The 14,927-nt window shown below is 58.9% G+C and carries 21 protein-coding genes; 2 read left to right on the plus strand and 19 right to left on the minus strand.

The genetic code is table 11. The features are described 5' to 3' along the window. Positions 1 to 9 precede the first annotated feature (9 nt). The 19 genes from rpsN to rpsL form a co-directional block, all read right to left on the minus strand. Positions 10 to 315 (minus strand): uS14 family ribosomal protein, encoded by a 306-nt coding sequence (rpsN, locus tag ACX3VQ_RS10655; protein WP_462572780.1) that lies wholly within the window; start codon positions 313 to 315, stop codon positions 10 to 12. Between the two features lie 42 nt (positions 316 to 357). Further along, positions 358 to 948, minus strand: a complete 591-nt coding sequence (rplE, locus tag ACX3VQ_RS10660; protein ID WP_462572778.1) for a large ribosomal subunit protein uL5 — start codon at positions 946 to 948, stop codon at positions 358 to 360. Beyond that, positions 941 to 1,261: a 50S ribosomal protein L24 gene (rplX, locus tag ACX3VQ_RS10665; protein WP_462572777.1), complete on the minus strand. Its 321-nt coding sequence runs from the start codon at positions 1,259 to 1,261 to the stop codon at positions 941 to 943. The genes rplE and rplX overlap by 8 nt, the downstream gene beginning before the upstream one ends. After that, positions 1,261 to 1,629 (minus strand): 50S ribosomal protein L14, encoded by a 369-nt coding sequence (rplN, locus tag ACX3VQ_RS10670; RefSeq protein WP_066765590.1) that lies wholly within the window; start codon positions 1,627 to 1,629, stop codon positions 1,261 to 1,263. Before rplN ends, rplX begins: the two co-directional genes overlap by 1 nt. A gap of 59 nt (positions 1,630 to 1,688) precedes the next feature. Then, complete coding sequence (rpsQ, locus tag ACX3VQ_RS10675) at positions 1,689 to 1,979, minus strand: 30S ribosomal protein S17 (protein WP_462572776.1); 291 nt, start codon at positions 1,977 to 1,979, stop codon at positions 1,689 to 1,691. 11 nt (positions 1,980 to 1,990) lie between these two features. After that, positions 1,991 to 2,200 carry a large ribosomal subunit protein uL29 gene (gene rpmC / locus ACX3VQ_RS10680; protein WP_462572775.1) on the minus strand — a complete coding sequence of 70 codons (210 nt, stop codon included), beginning with the start codon at positions 2,198 to 2,200 and terminating at the stop codon, positions 1,991 to 1,993. Next, complete coding sequence (gene rplP, locus ACX3VQ_RS10685; protein WP_462572774.1) at positions 2,197 to 2,634, minus strand: large ribosomal subunit protein uL16; 438 nt, start codon at positions 2,632 to 2,634, stop codon at positions 2,197 to 2,199. The genes rpmC and rplP overlap by 4 nt, the downstream gene beginning before the upstream one ends. Before the next feature lie 21 nt (positions 2,635 to 2,655). Continuing rightward, positions 2,656 to 3,351: a small ribosomal subunit protein uS3 gene (rpsC, locus tag ACX3VQ_RS10690; protein WP_462572773.1), complete on the minus strand. Its 696-nt coding sequence runs from the start codon at positions 3,349 to 3,351 to the stop codon at positions 2,656 to 2,658. Between the two features lies 1 nt (position 3,352). Then, positions 3,353 to 3,730 (minus strand): large ribosomal subunit protein uL22, encoded by a 378-nt coding sequence (gene rplV, locus ACX3VQ_RS10695; protein WP_462572772.1) that lies wholly within the window; start codon positions 3,728 to 3,730, stop codon positions 3,353 to 3,355. Then, a complete protein-coding gene (rpsS, locus tag ACX3VQ_RS10700) occupies positions 3,730 to 4,005 on the minus strand; it encodes a 30S ribosomal protein S19 (protein WP_165197486.1) in 276 nt (91 codons plus the stop codon). The genes rplV and rpsS overlap by 1 nt, the downstream gene beginning before the upstream one ends. Before the next feature lie 6 nt (positions 4,006 to 4,011). Next, the gene (rplB, locus tag ACX3VQ_RS10705; protein ID WP_462572770.1) at positions 4,012 to 4,848 is read right to left on the minus strand and encodes a 50S ribosomal protein L2; all 837 of its coding nucleotides are present in this window, start codon (positions 4,846 to 4,848) and stop codon (positions 4,012 to 4,014) included. 11 nt (positions 4,849 to 4,859) lie between these two features. Further along, positions 4,860 to 5,168 (minus strand): 50S ribosomal protein L23, encoded by a 309-nt coding sequence (locus tag ACX3VQ_RS10710; RefSeq protein ID WP_462581038.1) that lies wholly within the window; start codon positions 5,166 to 5,168, stop codon positions 4,860 to 4,862. Continuing rightward, positions 5,161 to 5,796 (minus strand): 50S ribosomal protein L4, encoded by a 636-nt coding sequence (rplD, locus tag ACX3VQ_RS10715; protein WP_462572768.1) that lies wholly within the window; start codon positions 5,794 to 5,796, stop codon positions 5,161 to 5,163. Before rplD ends, ACX3VQ_RS10710 begins: the two co-directional genes overlap by 8 nt. Positions 5,797 to 5,799: 3 nt before the next feature. Beyond that, complete coding sequence (gene rplC / locus ACX3VQ_RS10720; protein ID WP_462572767.1) at positions 5,800 to 6,618, minus strand: 50S ribosomal protein L3; 819 nt, start codon at positions 6,616 to 6,618, stop codon at positions 5,800 to 5,802. A gap of 264 nt (positions 6,619 to 6,882) precedes the next feature. Next, positions 6,883 to 7,194: a 30S ribosomal protein S10 gene (rpsJ, locus tag ACX3VQ_RS10725; protein ID WP_006831877.1), complete on the minus strand. Its 312-nt coding sequence runs from the start codon at positions 7,192 to 7,194 to the stop codon at positions 6,883 to 6,885. Positions 7,195 to 7,546: 352 nt separating this feature from the next. Then, positions 7,547 to 8,737, minus strand: coding sequence for an elongation factor Tu (tuf, locus tag ACX3VQ_RS10730; RefSeq protein ID WP_462572766.1), 1,191 nt, complete (start codon positions 8,735 to 8,737; stop codon positions 7,547 to 7,549). Between the two features lie 92 nt (positions 8,738 to 8,829). Continuing rightward, the gene (gene fusA / locus ACX3VQ_RS10735) at positions 8,830 to 10,923 is read right to left on the minus strand and encodes an elongation factor G (RefSeq protein ID WP_462572765.1); all 2,094 of its coding nucleotides are present in this window, start codon (positions 10,921 to 10,923) and stop codon (positions 8,830 to 8,832) included. 63 nt (positions 10,924 to 10,986) lie between these two features. Continuing rightward, on the minus strand, positions 10,987 to 11,457 hold the full coding sequence (gene rpsG / locus ACX3VQ_RS10740; protein WP_462572764.1) for a 30S ribosomal protein S7: 471 nt from the start codon (positions 11,455 to 11,457) through the stop codon (positions 10,987 to 10,989). Positions 11,458 to 11,635: 178 nt separating this feature from the next. After that, positions 11,636 to 12,007 carry a 30S ribosomal protein S12 gene (rpsL, locus tag ACX3VQ_RS10745; RefSeq protein WP_007164630.1) on the minus strand — a complete coding sequence of 124 codons (372 nt, stop codon included), beginning with the start codon at positions 12,005 to 12,007 and terminating at the stop codon, positions 11,636 to 11,638. Between the two features lie 583 nt (positions 12,008 to 12,590). Here rpsL and ACX3VQ_RS10750 point away from each other — a divergent pair. Together ACX3VQ_RS10750 and ACX3VQ_RS10755 are read left to right on the plus strand one after the other, a co-directional pair. After that, complete coding sequence (locus tag ACX3VQ_RS10750) at positions 12,591 to 13,316, plus strand: AbiU2 domain-containing protein (RefSeq protein WP_462581039.1); 726 nt, start codon at positions 12,591 to 12,593, stop codon at positions 13,314 to 13,316. Continuing rightward, positions 13,313 to 14,356, plus strand: coding sequence for a hypothetical protein (locus tag ACX3VQ_RS10755; protein WP_462581041.1), 1,044 nt, complete (start codon positions 13,313 to 13,315; stop codon positions 14,354 to 14,356). Before ACX3VQ_RS10750 ends, ACX3VQ_RS10755 begins: the two co-directional genes overlap by 4 nt. The last annotated feature ends 571 nt before the right edge of the window (positions 14,357 to 14,927 follow it).

A 14,927-nucleotide genomic window follows, 5' to 3' on the forward strand; every position in this document is an offset into this window, starting at 1 on the left:
TCTAGATCCTCACCAGCTCGACTTGGTCAGGCCTGGAATCAGGCCCATGTTGCCGAGTTCGCGCAGCTCGATGCGGTTGATGCCGAACTTGCGGTAATAGCCGCGCGGGCGGCCGGTGGTGGCGCAACGGTTGCGCACCCGTGTAGGGTTCGCATTGCGCGGAATTTCGGCCATCTTCAGGCGTGCCATCAGACGCTCGCTCTCATCGAGCGATTCATCGTCCGCAATCGCCTTCAGCTTGGCGTACTTGTTTGCGTACTTCTTCACGAGCTTCTTGCGCCGCTCGTTCTTGTTTATGGAACTCAGTTTCGCCATTGGACTTAAGCTCTCTTCCTTATCTCAATCAAAGGGGGCGGCTTACGCCGCTTCCTTTTCTTCCGACGCTTCGGCCGGGAACGGGAAACCGAACAGCTTCAGCAGTTCGCGCGCTTCCTCGTCGGTTTTCGCAGTGGTGGTGACGATGATATCCATCCCCCGCACCTTTTCGATCTTGTCGTAGCTGATCTCCGGAAAGATGATCTGCTCCTTGATGCCCATGGCGTAATTGCCATTGCCATCGAACGATTTCGGGTTGAGGCCACGGAAGTCGCGGATGCGCGGCATCGCAATCGTCACCAGACGATCGAGGAACTCATACATCCGGTCACGGCGCAAATTGACCTTGCAGCCGATCGGCATGCCATCGCGCAGCTTGAACTGTGCGATCGACTTCTTTGCCTTGGTGATGACCGGCTTCTGGCCGGCAATCAGCGCCATTTCCTCGGCAGCCGTCTGGACCTTCTTCTTGTCCTGGCTCGCTTCGCCCACACCCATGTTGAGCGTGATCTTTTCAAGCCGGGGAACTTCGAGGCGATTCTTGTAGCCGAATTTCTCGGTCATCGCCTTGACGATCTGGTCTTCATACATCTGCTTCAGGCGTGGGGCCGAAGCTTTGGACTTATCAGCCATCGATGGTCTCCCCACTCTTCACGGCCACGCGCACCTTCTTGCCGCCCTTTTCTTCAAAGCGGACACGGGTGGGCTTGCCGGATTTCGGATCAGCTACAGCCACCTTGGAGATGTGCATCGGGGCCTCGCGGCGTTCGATGCCACCCTGCGGGTTGGCCTGGCTGGGCTTGCGATGACGGGTGGCGACGTTCACGCCCTCGACAAGGACCTTGCCTTCCTTGGGCAGAACCTGGGCGACCGTACCGGTCTTGCCCTTGTCCTTGCCTGAAAGGACAACGACGTTGTCACCCTTCTTGATCTTGGCAGCAGACATCACAGCACCTCCGGCGCAAGTGAAATGATCTTCATGAAGCCGCGGCCACGCAGTTCGCGCACCACCGGGCCAAAGATACGGGTGCCGATCGGCTCCTCGTTCTTGTTGACCAACACGGCAGCATTGCTGTCAAAGCGGATCACGCTGCCATCGGGACGGCGAACGTCCTTCTTGGTGCGCACGATCACGGCGCGGTGTACGTCGCCCTTCTTGACCTTTGCACGCGGCTGGGCTTCCTTCACGGAAACCACGATCACGTCGCCGACGGACGCAGTACGGCGCTTCGAGCCGCCCAGCACCTTGATGCACTGGACGCGCTTGGCGCCGCTATTGTCCGCGACGTCGAGATTGGATTGCATCTGGATCATTGATCCGTTTCCTTCTCACTGGCTTGCCGGAACCAGTCCGGCAGTTCCCTACGTCTAAATCAGTTACCGGCGGCTTCGACTTCGAGATCAGCCTCGATCGCCTGCGTGCCACCTGCTTGCACCCGGTCCTTCACGGCCCAGGTCTTGGTTTTCGAGATCGGCTTGGTTTCCTCGATGCGGACAACATCGCCAATCGTGTATTCGTTCGCTTCATCGTGCGCGTGATACTTCTTCGAACGACGGATGATCTTCCCGTAGAGCGGGTGCTTCACCTTGCGTTCGACCAGCACGGTCACAGTCTTGTCGGTCTTGTCGGAGGTGACAGTTCCGATCAGGATACGTTTCGGCATTGTCTGACTCCTTAAGCCTTGACGGCGGCAGCAGCCGCACGTTCGCTCTGCAGCGTCTTGATCTTGGCGATCGTGCGACGCACTTCCCTTACCCGGGCCGACGCTTCAAGCTGATTGGTTGCCGCCTGGAAGCGCAGGTTGAACTGCTCGCGCTTCAGCTCGACAAGTTCGCCAGCCAGCTGGTCGTCGGTCTTGGTGCGCAGATCTTCGATCTTGCTCATTTGTCGCCTCCCAGGTGCGAAGTGTCACCCAGGCGGGCGACGACCTTGGTCTTGATCGGCAGCTTCATCGCCGCGCGCTCGAAAGCGAGCGCGGCAAGCGGGCCGGGCACACCATCGAGTTCGAACAGGATGCGGCCCGGCTTTACGCGGGCGGCCCAGTATTCGACCGAACCCTTGCCCTTGCCCTGGCGGACTTCGGCAGGCTTCTTCGAAACCGGCACATCAGGGAATACGCGGATCCACAGACGGCCCTGGCGCTTCATGGCACGGGTGATGGCACGGCGAGCAGCCTCGATCTGGCGCGCGGTAAGGCGGTCGGGCTCGAGAGCCTTGAGGCCATAGGCGCCAAAATTCAGCGTGGTGCCACCCTTGGCATTGCCATGGATCCGGCCCTTGAACGCCTTGCGGAACTTGGTTTTCTTCGGTTGCAGCATTTTATCTTACCTATCCTGCAATCAGCGTGCCGGACGGACGCCAGAGGTCTGGGCTTCCATCATGAGGCGATCCTGTGCGGTCGGATCATGAGCGAGGATTTCACCCTTGAAGATCCACACCTTGATGCCGATGATTCCGTAAGCGGTGAGCGCTTCGGCTTCGGCATAGTCGACATTGGCGCGCAGGGTGTGCAGCGGCACACGGCCTTCGCGATACCATTCGACACGTGCGATTTCTGCACCGCCCAAACGGCCGCCGCAGGTGATCTTGATGCCTTCAGCACCAAGACGCAGCGCCGATTGCACGGCGCGCTTCATCGCACGGCGGAACGCGACACGGCGAACCAGCTGGTCAGCAACGCCCTGAGCGACGAGCTTGGCATCGATTTCCGGCTTGCGGATCTCAACGATGTTCAGCTTCACTTCGCTGTCAGTCATCTTCGACAGTTGGACGCGCAGCTTCTCGATATCTGCGCCCTTCTTGCCGATGATGACACCCGGCCGCGCTGCATAGATCGAAATGCGGCACAACTTGGCCGGACGCTCGATCACCACCTTCGAAATCGCTGCCTGCGGCACGGTTTCGACGATGTACTTGCGGATCTCGATGTCTTCCTTGAGCAGCTTGGCATAGTCACGCCCTTCGGCGTACCAGCGGCTGTCCCAGGTGCGGTTGATCTGCAGGCGCAGACCGATCGGATTGCTCTTCTGGCCCATGTTACGCCTCTTCCTGCTCGCGCACCACGATCCGAAGCCGACTGAACGGCTTGAGGATCCGGGTCGACTTGCCGCGACCGCGGGTGTGGAAACGCTTCATGGTGATCGACTTGCCAACCGAAGCTTCGGCCACGACGAGCGAGTCAACGTCCAAATTGTGGTTGTTCTCCGCATTGGCAATCGCCGATGCGAGTACCTTGCTGGCGTCTTTCGCCATCGCCCGCTTCGAGAAAGCGAGGATGTTCAGAGCCTCTTCGGCCTTCTTGCCGCGGATCAGCTCAGCAACGAGGTTGAGCTTCTGCGCCGAACCACGGATCGTGGTGCCGACGGCCAGCGCCTCGTTATCGCCTACGCGGCGGGGTGCCTTTGCCTTGCCCATTATCGCTTGCCCTTCTTGTCGGCAGCGTGGCCGGGGAAGTTGCGCGTGGGCGCAAACTCGCCAAGCTTGTGGCCAACCATTTCCTCGGAAACCGAGACGGGGATGAACTTCTGCCCGTTGTAGACGTTGAACGTCAGACCAACGAACTGCGGGAGGATGGTCGAACGGCGCGACCAGGTCTTGATCGGCTTGGTGCTGTTCGCTTCCTGTGCGTCCTCCGCCTTCTTGAGAAGGCTGAGTTCGACAAACGGACCTTTCCAGACGGAACGTGCCATGTGTCCTTACCTCTTCTTCTTGGCGTGGCGCGAACGGATGATCATCTTGTCCGTCTGCTTGTTGCTGCGGGTGCGTGCACCCTTGGTCGGCTTGCCCCACGGGGTCACCGGATGGCGGCCCCCGCTGGTGCGGCCTTCACCGCCGCCGTGGGGGTGATCGACCGGGTTCTTGGCGACGCCGCGGGTCAGCGGCTTCACGCCCATCCAGCGCTTGCGACCGGCCTTGGCAAAGTTCTGGTTCTGGTTGTCGGGGTTCGACACCGCACCAACCGTGCCCATGCAATCCGCACGCAGGTAACGCTGCTCGCCCGAGTTCAGGCGCACGATCACCATGCCGCGGTCACGGCCGACGATCTGCACATAGGTGCCCGCCGAACGCGCGATCTGCCCGCCCTTGCCCGGCTTCATCTCCACATTGTGGCAGATGGTGCCGACCGGCATCTGGCCCAGCAGCATCGCGTTGCCCGGCTTCGTGTCGGTCCGCTCGCCGGCCACCACCGTATCGCCAACAGCAAGGCGCTGCGGGCAGATGATATAGGCCAGCTCGCCGTCCTCATACTTGAGGAGCGCGATGAAAGCAGTGCGGTTGGGATCGTATTCAATGCGCTCGACCGTCGCGGGAGCATCCCACTTGCGGCGCTTGAAATCGATGAAGCGGTACTTCTGCTTGTGACCGCCCGCCATGCCGCGCGAAGTGACATGGCCCTTGTTGTTCCGGCCACCGGTCTTGCGCTTGCCTTCCGTCAGCGACTTGACCGGCTTGCCCTTATAGAGCCCGGACTTGTCGATCAGGATGAGGCCGCGGCGTGCGGGGCTCGTCGGTTTGTAGTTCTTGAGTGCCATCTTCTCTGCCCTCAGATCCCGCTGGTGACGTCGATCGAGTCACCCTCTGCCAGGGTAACGATCGCCTTCTTCATATCGGAGCGCTTGTAGGGCTTACCCTTCCAGCGCTTGGTCTTGCCCTTCACGACGATGGTATTCACCGCCACGACCTTCTTGTCGTAGATCGCTTCCACCGCTTCCTTGATCTGCGGCTTCGTCGCATCGCCAGCCACCTTGAACACAACTGCGTTCTGTTCCGAAGCCAGGGTCGACTTCTCGGTGATGTGCGGAGCCAGAATCACGTCATAGTGACGCGCATCGATTTCCTGCTTCTTAGCCATTGAAGCGCGCCTCCAGCTTGGCGACAGCGTCCTTGGTCAGGACCAGCGTGTCGTGGTTGAGGATGTCGTAGACATTGGCACCAATGGCGGGGAGCACATTGACGCCCGGCAAGTTGCCAGCGGCCTTCCTGAAGCCTTCATCCACGCTTTCGCCGTCGATCACCAGAACCTTGCCGGTCAGGCCAGCCTTGTCGAGGTGACCCTTGAGCACCTTGGTCTTGGCGTCCTTCAGCGAGAGGCTGTCGACGACCACCAGGCCATCCTTTGCCTTGCTCGAAAGCGCCATCTTCAGGCCAAGCGCACGCAGCTTCTTGTTGAGCGACTGGTTGAAGTCACGCTTGCGAGCGCCGTGGGCCTTGCCGCCGCCGATGAAGATCGGGGCCGCGCGGTCACCGTGACGGGCCGTGCCGCCGCCCTTCTGGCGACCGAACTTCTTGCCAGTGCGGGCAACATCGCTGCGCTCGCGCGTCGGACGTGCGGTGCCACGGCGGTTTTCAAGCTGCCAGGTGACGATGCGATGCAGGATGTCGGCACGCGGCTCAACCCCGAACACGGCATCATCGAGCTCGATATCGCTCCCTGCACCCGAAACGGCCTTGCCGTCGATTTTCTGGACCTTCACCTTCACGGCTCAGCCCTCCTTGTTTTCGTCGCTTGCCGGAGCGTCAGCTGCGGGAGCGTCTGCTTCGGGAGCGGGTGTTTCAGCTGCGGCATCTACAGCGGTTTCTTCAACCGGTGTTTCCACTGCGGGCTCTTCAACCTGCGGCGCGTTCGTATCGATCACCGCTCCGGGGAACGGCAGATCCTCGGGCAGAGGCAGCTTCACCGCATCGCGGACCAGCAGCCAGCCATTCTTCGAGCCAGGGACCGAACCCTTGACAAAGATGAGGCCGCGGGTCGCATCGGTGCGCACAACCTCGAGGTTCTGCTGGGTACGTTGACGGTCGCCCATGTGGCCGGCCATCTTCTTGCCCTTGAACACCTTGCCGGGATCCTGGCGCTGACCGGTCGAACCATGCGAACGGTGGCTCAGCGAAACGCCGTGCGTTGCGCGCAGCCCCCCGAAGCCCCAGCGCTTCATCACACCGGCAAAGCCCTTACCCTGGGTGTGCCCGGTGATGTCGACTTTCTGGCCGGCAACGAAGTGGTCCGCACTGATCGTGGCGCCAACCGGGACCAGCCCGTCTTCACCTTCGACACGGAATTCGGCGACGCGCTTCTTCAGGCCAACCTGAGCCTTGGCAAAATGCTCGCGCTGCGGCTTGTTGACATTTTTCTGCTTGGCTTCGCCCGCACCCAGCTGGACCGCGAAATAGCCATCGCGATCGGCGGTCCGGTGCGAAACGACCTGGCAGTCTTCCAGCGAAAGAACCGTCACGGGAACGTGACGTCCATCCTCCTGAAACAGGCGGGTCATCCCGACTTTCTTTGCGATAACGCCTGTGCGCATCGTCAAAACTCCTACACAGAGGCACACGAGGCCCATCCCCGCGTGCGTGCCAGCCCAAATTGTTGTGCATCGCCCCGTCCGGGCTGAATGCTCACCGTGCCGGATGGCATGGTAAGCGAGACGGGGGACGCAGACCCGGATCAAATCCGGCGGTATCCCAATGTCTGCGGGAAGTTGATCTTCCCACTGTGCGTTCCTGTGAAAGCAGGAACCCAGAGCCTTGGTGCCCTGGACCCCGGATCAACTCCGGGGATCGCTCACCAATCAGGCGAGCTTGATCTCGACGTTAACGCCCGCAGCCAGATCGAGCTTCATCAGCGCGTCGACGGTCTGGGCGTTAGGCTGCACGATATCGAGCAGCCGCTTGTAGGTGCGCACCTCGAACTGCTCGCGCGACTTCTTGTCGATATGCGGGCCGCGGTTCACGGTGAACTTCTCGATACGCGTCGGCATGGGAATGGGGCCGCGAATAAGAGCACCTGTCCGGCGCGCGGTGTCTGCAATCTCGCCAGTAGCCTGGTCAAGAACGCGATGATCGAACGCCTTGAGGCGAATGCGGATATTCTGAGCTTCCATTACCTACACCGATGCGAAAGAGCCAAAGGAGCGTTCCAATCTCTTGGGCGACCCCTTAAAAAAACAAAGGCCCGCCCCGCTTATGCCCGGTTTCCCGGAAAGGGCGGCCCTTCAAAATTCTTGTTACGGCAGCGACGAATCCCCGCCTGTTGGCGCGCATATACGTAGGAGGCCTGCTTCTGGCAAGCCCTGAATTGCGCGCCTTCGCCGCAATCGGGGCCTGCTGTCAGCCGGGGCGCTTGCGCCCCACCCTCATCCGCAAAATGCAGCCTTCATAAAAAAGAACCCGGCGCCCATCTCTGAGCACCGGATCCTTTTCAAACCTGCGTGCACCCGTGGGTGCAAACGCGATTTACTTGGTGATTTTCGAAACCACGCCCGAGCCAACGGTGCGGCCGCCTTCGCGGATAGCGAAGCGCAGGCCTTCGTCCATGGCGATCGGTGCAATCAGCTTGACCGAGATGGTCACGTTGTCGCCCGGCATCACCATTTCGGTGCCTTCGGGAAGGATCACTTCGCCGGTCACGTCAGTCGTACGGAAGTAGAACTGCGGACGGTAGTTGGCGAAGAACGGCGTGTGACGGCCACCCTCGTCCTTCGAAAGGACATAGACTTCCGCGCTGAATTCGGTGTGCGGCGTAACCGAGCCCGGCTTCGCCAGAACCTGACCACGCTCCACATCCTCACGGCCGATGCCGCGGATCAGCGCGCCGATGTTGTCGCCAGCTTCGCCGCGATCAAGCAGCTTGCGGAACATTTCAACGCCGGTCACGGTTGTCTTGGCGGTGTCCTTGATGCCGACGATTTCAACTTCGTCGCCCACGTTCACAACACCGGTTTCGACGCGGCCGGTAACCACCGTACCACGACCCGAGATCGAGAACACGTCTTCGATCGGCATCAGGAACGGCTTGTCGACCGGACGGTCGGGCTGCGGAATGTGCTCGTCCACGGCTTTCATCAGCTCAAGAATCGAATTCTTGCCGATCTCGTCGTCGCGGCCTTCAAGCGCAGCCAGAGCCGAACCCTTCACGACCGGAATGTTGTCGCCGTCGAAGTCATAATATGACAGCAGTTCGCGGATCTCCAGCTCGACGAGTTCGAGGATTTCCTCGTCATCAACCTGGTCAACCTTGTTCATGTAGACAACCAGCGCGGGCACGCCCACCTGGCGGGCCAGCAGGATGTGCTCGCGGGTCTGCGGCATCGGGCCGTCAGCAGCGTTCACAACCAGAATTGCGCCGTCCATCTGCGCCGCGCCGGTGATCATGTTCTTCACATAGTCAGCGTGGCCCGGGCAGTCGACGTGGGCATAGTGGCGGGCAGCGGTTTCGTACTCGACGTGTGCGGTCGAGATGGTGATGCCGCGCTCGCGCTCTTCCGGAGCCTTGTCGATGTTCGCAAAGTCGACAGCCGAACCGCCATAGGTTTCAGCCATAACCTTTGTGATAGCCGCAGTCAGCGTGGTCTTGCCGTGGTCAACGTGACCGATGGTGCCGATATTGCAGTGCGGCTTATTGCGCTCGAATTTTTCCTTAGCCATTTCTCGAATAACCTCTGAGTTGAAATTGAATCTCTGCGGGACGAGGACGGCACCCGCTGAATACGGCGCCGCCCCTAGACCGTGTCGCTTGCTTAGGCAAGCTTCTCCTTGACTTCCTGCGCGACATTCGCCGGCACTTCGTCATAGTGGCTGAACTGCATCGTGTACTGGGCACGGCCCTGGGTAAACGATCGCAGCTCGTTGACGTAGCCAAACATGTTGGCCAGCGGCACGAAGGCATCAACTGCCTGGGCATTGCCACGGGTATCGGTTCCCTGGATCTGGCCACGGCGGCTGTTGAGATCGCCGATCACATCGCCAAGGTAATCCTCTGGCGTGACAACTTCTACCTTCATGATCGGTTCGAGCAGCTTGATCCCCGACTTGCTGGCGACTTCGCGCATGGCACCGCGACCGGCGATTTCGAACGCGATCGCGCTCGAGTCGACGTCGTGATACGCACCATCGAACAGCGTGATGGAGAAGTCGATGATCGGGAAGCCGACGAGGTGGCCGCTTTCGGCCTGTTCGCGGAAACCCTTTTCAATCGCAGGGATATATTCCTTCGGAATGTTGCCGCCCTTGATCTCGTCCTGGAAGATCACGCCCTGCCCACGCTCACCGGGCGTAACCCGGACCTTGACGCGGCCGAACTGGCCCGAGCCGCCCGACTGCTTCTTGTGGGTGTAGTCAACTTCGACTTCGCGAGCGAGCGATTCGCGATAGGCCACCTGCGGCGCGCCCACGTTCGCTTCCACCTTGAATTCGCGTTTCATGCGATCAACCAGGATGTCGAGGTGAAGCTCGCCCATGCCCTTGATGATCGTCTGGCCACTTTCGTGGTCGGTTGAAACACGGAAGCTTGGATCTTCGGCAGCCAGGCGATTGAGCGCAACGCCCATCTTTTCCTGGTCGGCCTTGGTCTTGGGCTCAACCGACAGCTCGATAACCGGTTCGGGGAACTCCATCCGCTCGAGAATGATCGGCTTGGCTGGATCGCACAGCGTATCGCCGGTGGTGGTGTCCTTCATGCCCGCCAGCGCAACAATGTCACCGGCGAATGCTTCTTCAATGTCCTCGCGATTGTTCGAGTGCATCAGCAGCATGCGGCCGATCTTTTCCTTCTTGTCCTTGACCGAGTTCAGAACCTGCCCCTTGGTGAGCTTGCCCGAATAGATGCGGGTGAAGGTAAGCGAACCAACGAACGGGTCGTTCATGATCTTGAACGCCAGCGCGCTGAAGGGTGCATCGTCGCTCGACGGGCGTTCCGCTTCTTCGTCGCTGTCAGGCAGCACGCCCTTGATCGCCGGAACGTCAAGCGGGCTCGGCATGTAATCGACCACTGCATCAAGCAGCGGCTGCACGCCCTTGTTCTTGAACGCCGAACCGCATAGCACCGGCACGAAAGCCTGCGCCATGGTGCCCTTGCGGATCAGCCGCTTCAGCGTTGCCGCATCAGGCAATTCGCCTTCAAGATATGCTTCCATCACGTCATCGTCTTGCTCGACGACAGTCTCGATAAGCTTTTCGCGATATTCGGCAGCCTTGTCGGCAAGATCAGCGGGGATATCGACATAGTTGAATGTCGCACCCAGATTTTCATTTTCCCACACGATGCCGCGATTGTTGACGAGATCGACCACGCCCTGAAGGTCGCTTTCCACACCGATCGGGAGGTAAAGGACCAGCGGGTTCGCGCCGAGGCGGTCGATGATCGACTGCACGCAGTAATAGAAGTCGGCACCGGTGCGGTCCAATTTATTGATAAAGCACATTCTGGGTACTTTATACTTGTCGGCCTGGCGCCACACGGTTTCAGACTGCGGCTCGACGCCGGCCACCCCGTCGAACACCGCCACAGCTCCGTCGAGCACGCGCAGCGAACGTTCGACCTCGATGGTGAAGTCAACGTGGCCGGGCGTGTCGATGATGTTGATGCGGTGCTTGGGCCCCTGGCCATCCTCGGCCGACCAGAAGGTCGTCGTCGCGGCAGAGGTGATGGTGATCCCGCGCTCCTGCTCCTGCTCCATCCAGTCCATCGTCGCCGCGCCATCGTGCACTTCGCCGATCTTGTAGGACTTGCCGGTGTAGTAGAGGATACGTTCGGTAGTCGTGGTCTTGCCGGCATCGATGTGGGCCATGATGCCGATATTGCGGTACCGCTCCAGCGGATATTCGCGTGCCATGTTGGGTTCCTTGCTTGCCTCCGCTTCCCTTCGACAGGCTCAGGGTGAGCGGAGAAATTCCTGTTACCAGCGGTAATGCGAGAAGGCGCGGTTGGCGTCAGCCATGCGGTGCGTATCTTCGCGCTTCTTGACGGCATTGCCGCGGTTGTTGGCCGCATCCATCAGCTCGCCCGAAAGGCGCGCGCTCATGGTGGTTTCGGGCCGGCCGCGCGCGGCGGTGATCAGCCAGCGGATCGCCAGCGCCTGGGCACGCTCGGGGCGGACCTCGACCGGCACCTGGTAGGTGGCACCGCCCACACGGCGGCTGCGCACTTCAACCTGCGGCTTCACATTGTTGAGCGCTTCGTGGAACAGCTGCACCGGATCGGCCTTGGCCTTGGTTTCGACCGTGTCGAGCGCGCCATAGACGATGCGCTCTGCAATGGACTTCTTACCATCCAGCATGAGGTTGTTCATGAACTTCGACAGCACCTGATCACCAAACTTGGGATCAGGCAGGATTTCCCGCTTTTCGGGACGACGACGACGTGACATCGGATATTCTCCTGTCGGACTTGCCCGGTTCGTCACCCTGAACTTGTTTCAGGGTCCATTTCGAACCTTGGGGCAGACCTTTCAAATAACTTGCGAACTCAGCACCAGGGGGATCCATGGATCCTGAACTGCGCTCGCTTGTGGCGAGCTTTTCAGGATGACCCATCCCCCGGATGGATCACTTCGGCCGCTTGGCGCCGTATTTCGAACGGCTCTGCTTGCGGTCCTTCACACCCTGCGTGTCGAGCACGCCGCGCAGCACGTGATAGCGCACGCCGGGAAGGTCGCGCACACGCCCGCCGCGGATCAGCACAACGCTGTGTTCCTGCAGGTTGTGGCCTTCGCCCGGAATGTAGCTGATGACTTCGCGCTGGTTGGTCAGGCGCACCTTGGCAACCTTGCGCAGGGCAGAGTTCGGCTTCTTCGGCGTCGTGGTATAGACGCGGGTGCAAACGCCGCGCTTCTGCGGGTTCTGCTCCATCGCAGGGACCTTGCTCTTGGCCTTCTGCGGGGTGCGGCCCTTGCGGACCAGCTGGTTGATCGTCGGCATAAGTACTCTTCACCTTCGTATTCCAAGGCTGCGGTAGTGCAGCCTTGGGCTCGCCCCTTCCGGGCGCAAAACCGGTGCCCACTTTTGCATGAAGGGGCTCGGTCCTGCCCGACACGGGCTGGCGGCACATGGGCGATGTGGAGGGAGGTTTGCCTGGTGCCCTGCCCGCATCCGTCATCCCGGACTTGATCCGGGATCCAGCGAGACGATAACGCCGCCGCAAGGCGACATTCGGCTACCAAGCTGAAACGCTCCACCCAAACCGGCCCTTCGGCCACCGGGTTACTTTGACGGCTGCCCCCAAACCCACTTTCGTCATTCCCGCGAAAGCGGGAATCCACATAAGTGAGTCCAATAGAAAAGAGCCTCGGCGCAAGCGCACCAGGCCCCCGGGACTAAACCGGCAATGTTCAGCTCTATTGCCCGATAGGGACTCGAAAGCCCCGCTCGGTTGGCGCGCCTTTATGCCCGAATGTTGGAAAGGTCAAGGGTGTGGGGCTGGGTTGACCACCTTGCGCCCTAATAGCGGTCATTGGCGGACCCAATTCAAAAGCTTGCAAAGCATTGCGAACGGTCTTGCCTCATGTCACCATATGGTGTGGCAGACCAACAGGACATAGAAGAGGTGCTCCTCCTACTGGAGACCTACGCCAAACGCCTTAATGATACTGTCTCAAGAGCGGTATCATTACACGCGACGTTCAACACACTCAACGGATCGTTGGCACAAGATCAGCATGATATTCTTGGCCCGCTAGCTGGCACTTTCAATTTCATCCAGACCAGCCTTCTCCGTGAAATGATACTGATTATTGTCCGGATTTTGGACAAACCGCGCAACCTGCAAACCAACGATAAGGTCTCGTTCGAAGTTGTAAGGCAGCTCTTGGAAAATGACGCAGTTAGCGAAGCGATCGTAGAAAAGGCGCGTGGCCGCCACGGGGAAAAGTGGGCACGCTTAAACACGATCAAGACCAGACTTGGAATTCGTCGGATAAAGAGGAATCTGCGTCGCCTTGAGAAGGAATATCCAAATCGTGAGCAGCTGCTGAGAGACTTCCGCAACGATTTCCTAGCTCACGAACTACACCATGCAGTTCCCAATGATCTGCCCGAGTATGGCCATCTGATGGATATGATTACGGAGATAAAGATACTTGGCTTTCAAACTCTATATGTCTGCACGGGGTACGACATCGGCTTCGAACACATTGAGGCGGAGGCACGGGAAGGGGCTGAGCAACTGTGGCGAGCGGTCGCAGAGCGGAAGTTTCGGTGGCATCCAAAGTTGGGGGTCGTCGACAAGTGAGTTCCGAAGATGAAAACCTAGATTCCTACGTGCTGAAGATAGTCGCCCGTGCAGCGTCGAGCGAAGCGTTCGCGAACGGGCAATGCTTTGCTTGTGGCGACGAACCGGATGCAGGCATTGGTGAGCATATAGTCCCTCGCTGGGTTCAGAAGCGTTTTGATCTTTCGAGCAAACTACTAACTTTAATTAACGGAACACGAATCCCCTACCGACAGCTGACCACTCCATGCTGCAAGAAGTGTAACAACGGTTTCTTGAGAGATATCGAAAATGCGGTGATCCGCTTCGTTGATTCACCCAAATCTCCAGATGACCCCGTGCGCTTCACCTTTGGACGTTGGCTAGCCAAGATCTACCTCGGCATTCTTGTCAAAGAGACTTCCTTACTTGGTGATCGAAGCGATCCCAGGAAAGGCGCGATCCTACCAACGGACTTTTTGGAAGAATTCCGTCACGCTCAATTCATTTTGCAGAGCGGTCGAAAGAAAACTGCTTTTCGATCCATGCATGGGCTGCACCCGTTTACATTGTATCTCTATCAAATTGAAGAAGATGCGAAGTTTGGAGGATTCGACCTGACGACCAATCTTTTTGGGCAGTCGATTGCGTTACGGATTGGTCCGATCGGCATGGTTTTCGTGAATGACGGAGGCCTCCAGCATGAGGCAGGGCCCACAGGTCCATTAGCACTCGAATGGCGAAAGCTTCATCCGATCCAATTCTCAGAAATCTCTGCAATGGTTCACTACAAGGCAACTTTGCGTGATGCTACTCACACCTACATCTCGAGCGAGACACCGGCCGAGCTAGTGGTTGAACAGGTTGCAATACAACCGTTTTCTAAATCGCGCTTACCCAATGGCGATGTCAGTATCTTTCGTGAATGGGATGATGTCGAGTGCGCTCACATGATTCAGAGATATCGCCAAGTAGATTGGGGCCCTGTTTTCGATCCTTCCAGCGGGCTATTCTCTTCGACATTACGCGATGAGAACGGCGATTTACCTCCACCTCGTCACTTCATTCAGCGCGCCAAATAGACCCCACAAGTCTTTCGAATTTTTCTAAAAAATGCGCTGAAATATTGACAGGCAAGTCGCAAGTCGAAGTGTAAATTTCATGTAAATTAGTGACTAGATGGCCGTACCAGTTTTCTCGCACACTACCAATTTCCGTTATGGTCCGTTTGAATTTGCAGAGTTAAAGAATGAAATAAAGCGCGATTTCTTGCAACTTCGCTTAATTTGTGATCCTAGCATCTGGCAGTCTGCACCCGACCCAAATTCTGACAAGCCATTTTCCTACTTGGGTTTTGTTTGCTTTGGTCCCTCAAGCGCCAGCGCTCACATCCGTTCGCTTGGCTCCGCCGCATAAGCGGCGTCGGGCGGTCGCCCTCTGGCTCGCCTGCGGCTCGCACAAGCTCAGTATGAGTGGGAGAACGCCAGCCAGAAACCATTTTCCTACTCCCCCAATTTCTGCAATCTGGGGTGGGTTATGGACCGCCCTATCCTTGTCAGCCCCTTCGCGCCTTCGCGTCTTCGTGTGAGAAAAAACTGCTCTGCCCCAGCCGGTCGCGCAACCCTGCAGGTGCCCCTCCACCAGCTCGCGCTG

Source organism: Altererythrobacter chaiwopuensis (assembly GCF_054957735.1).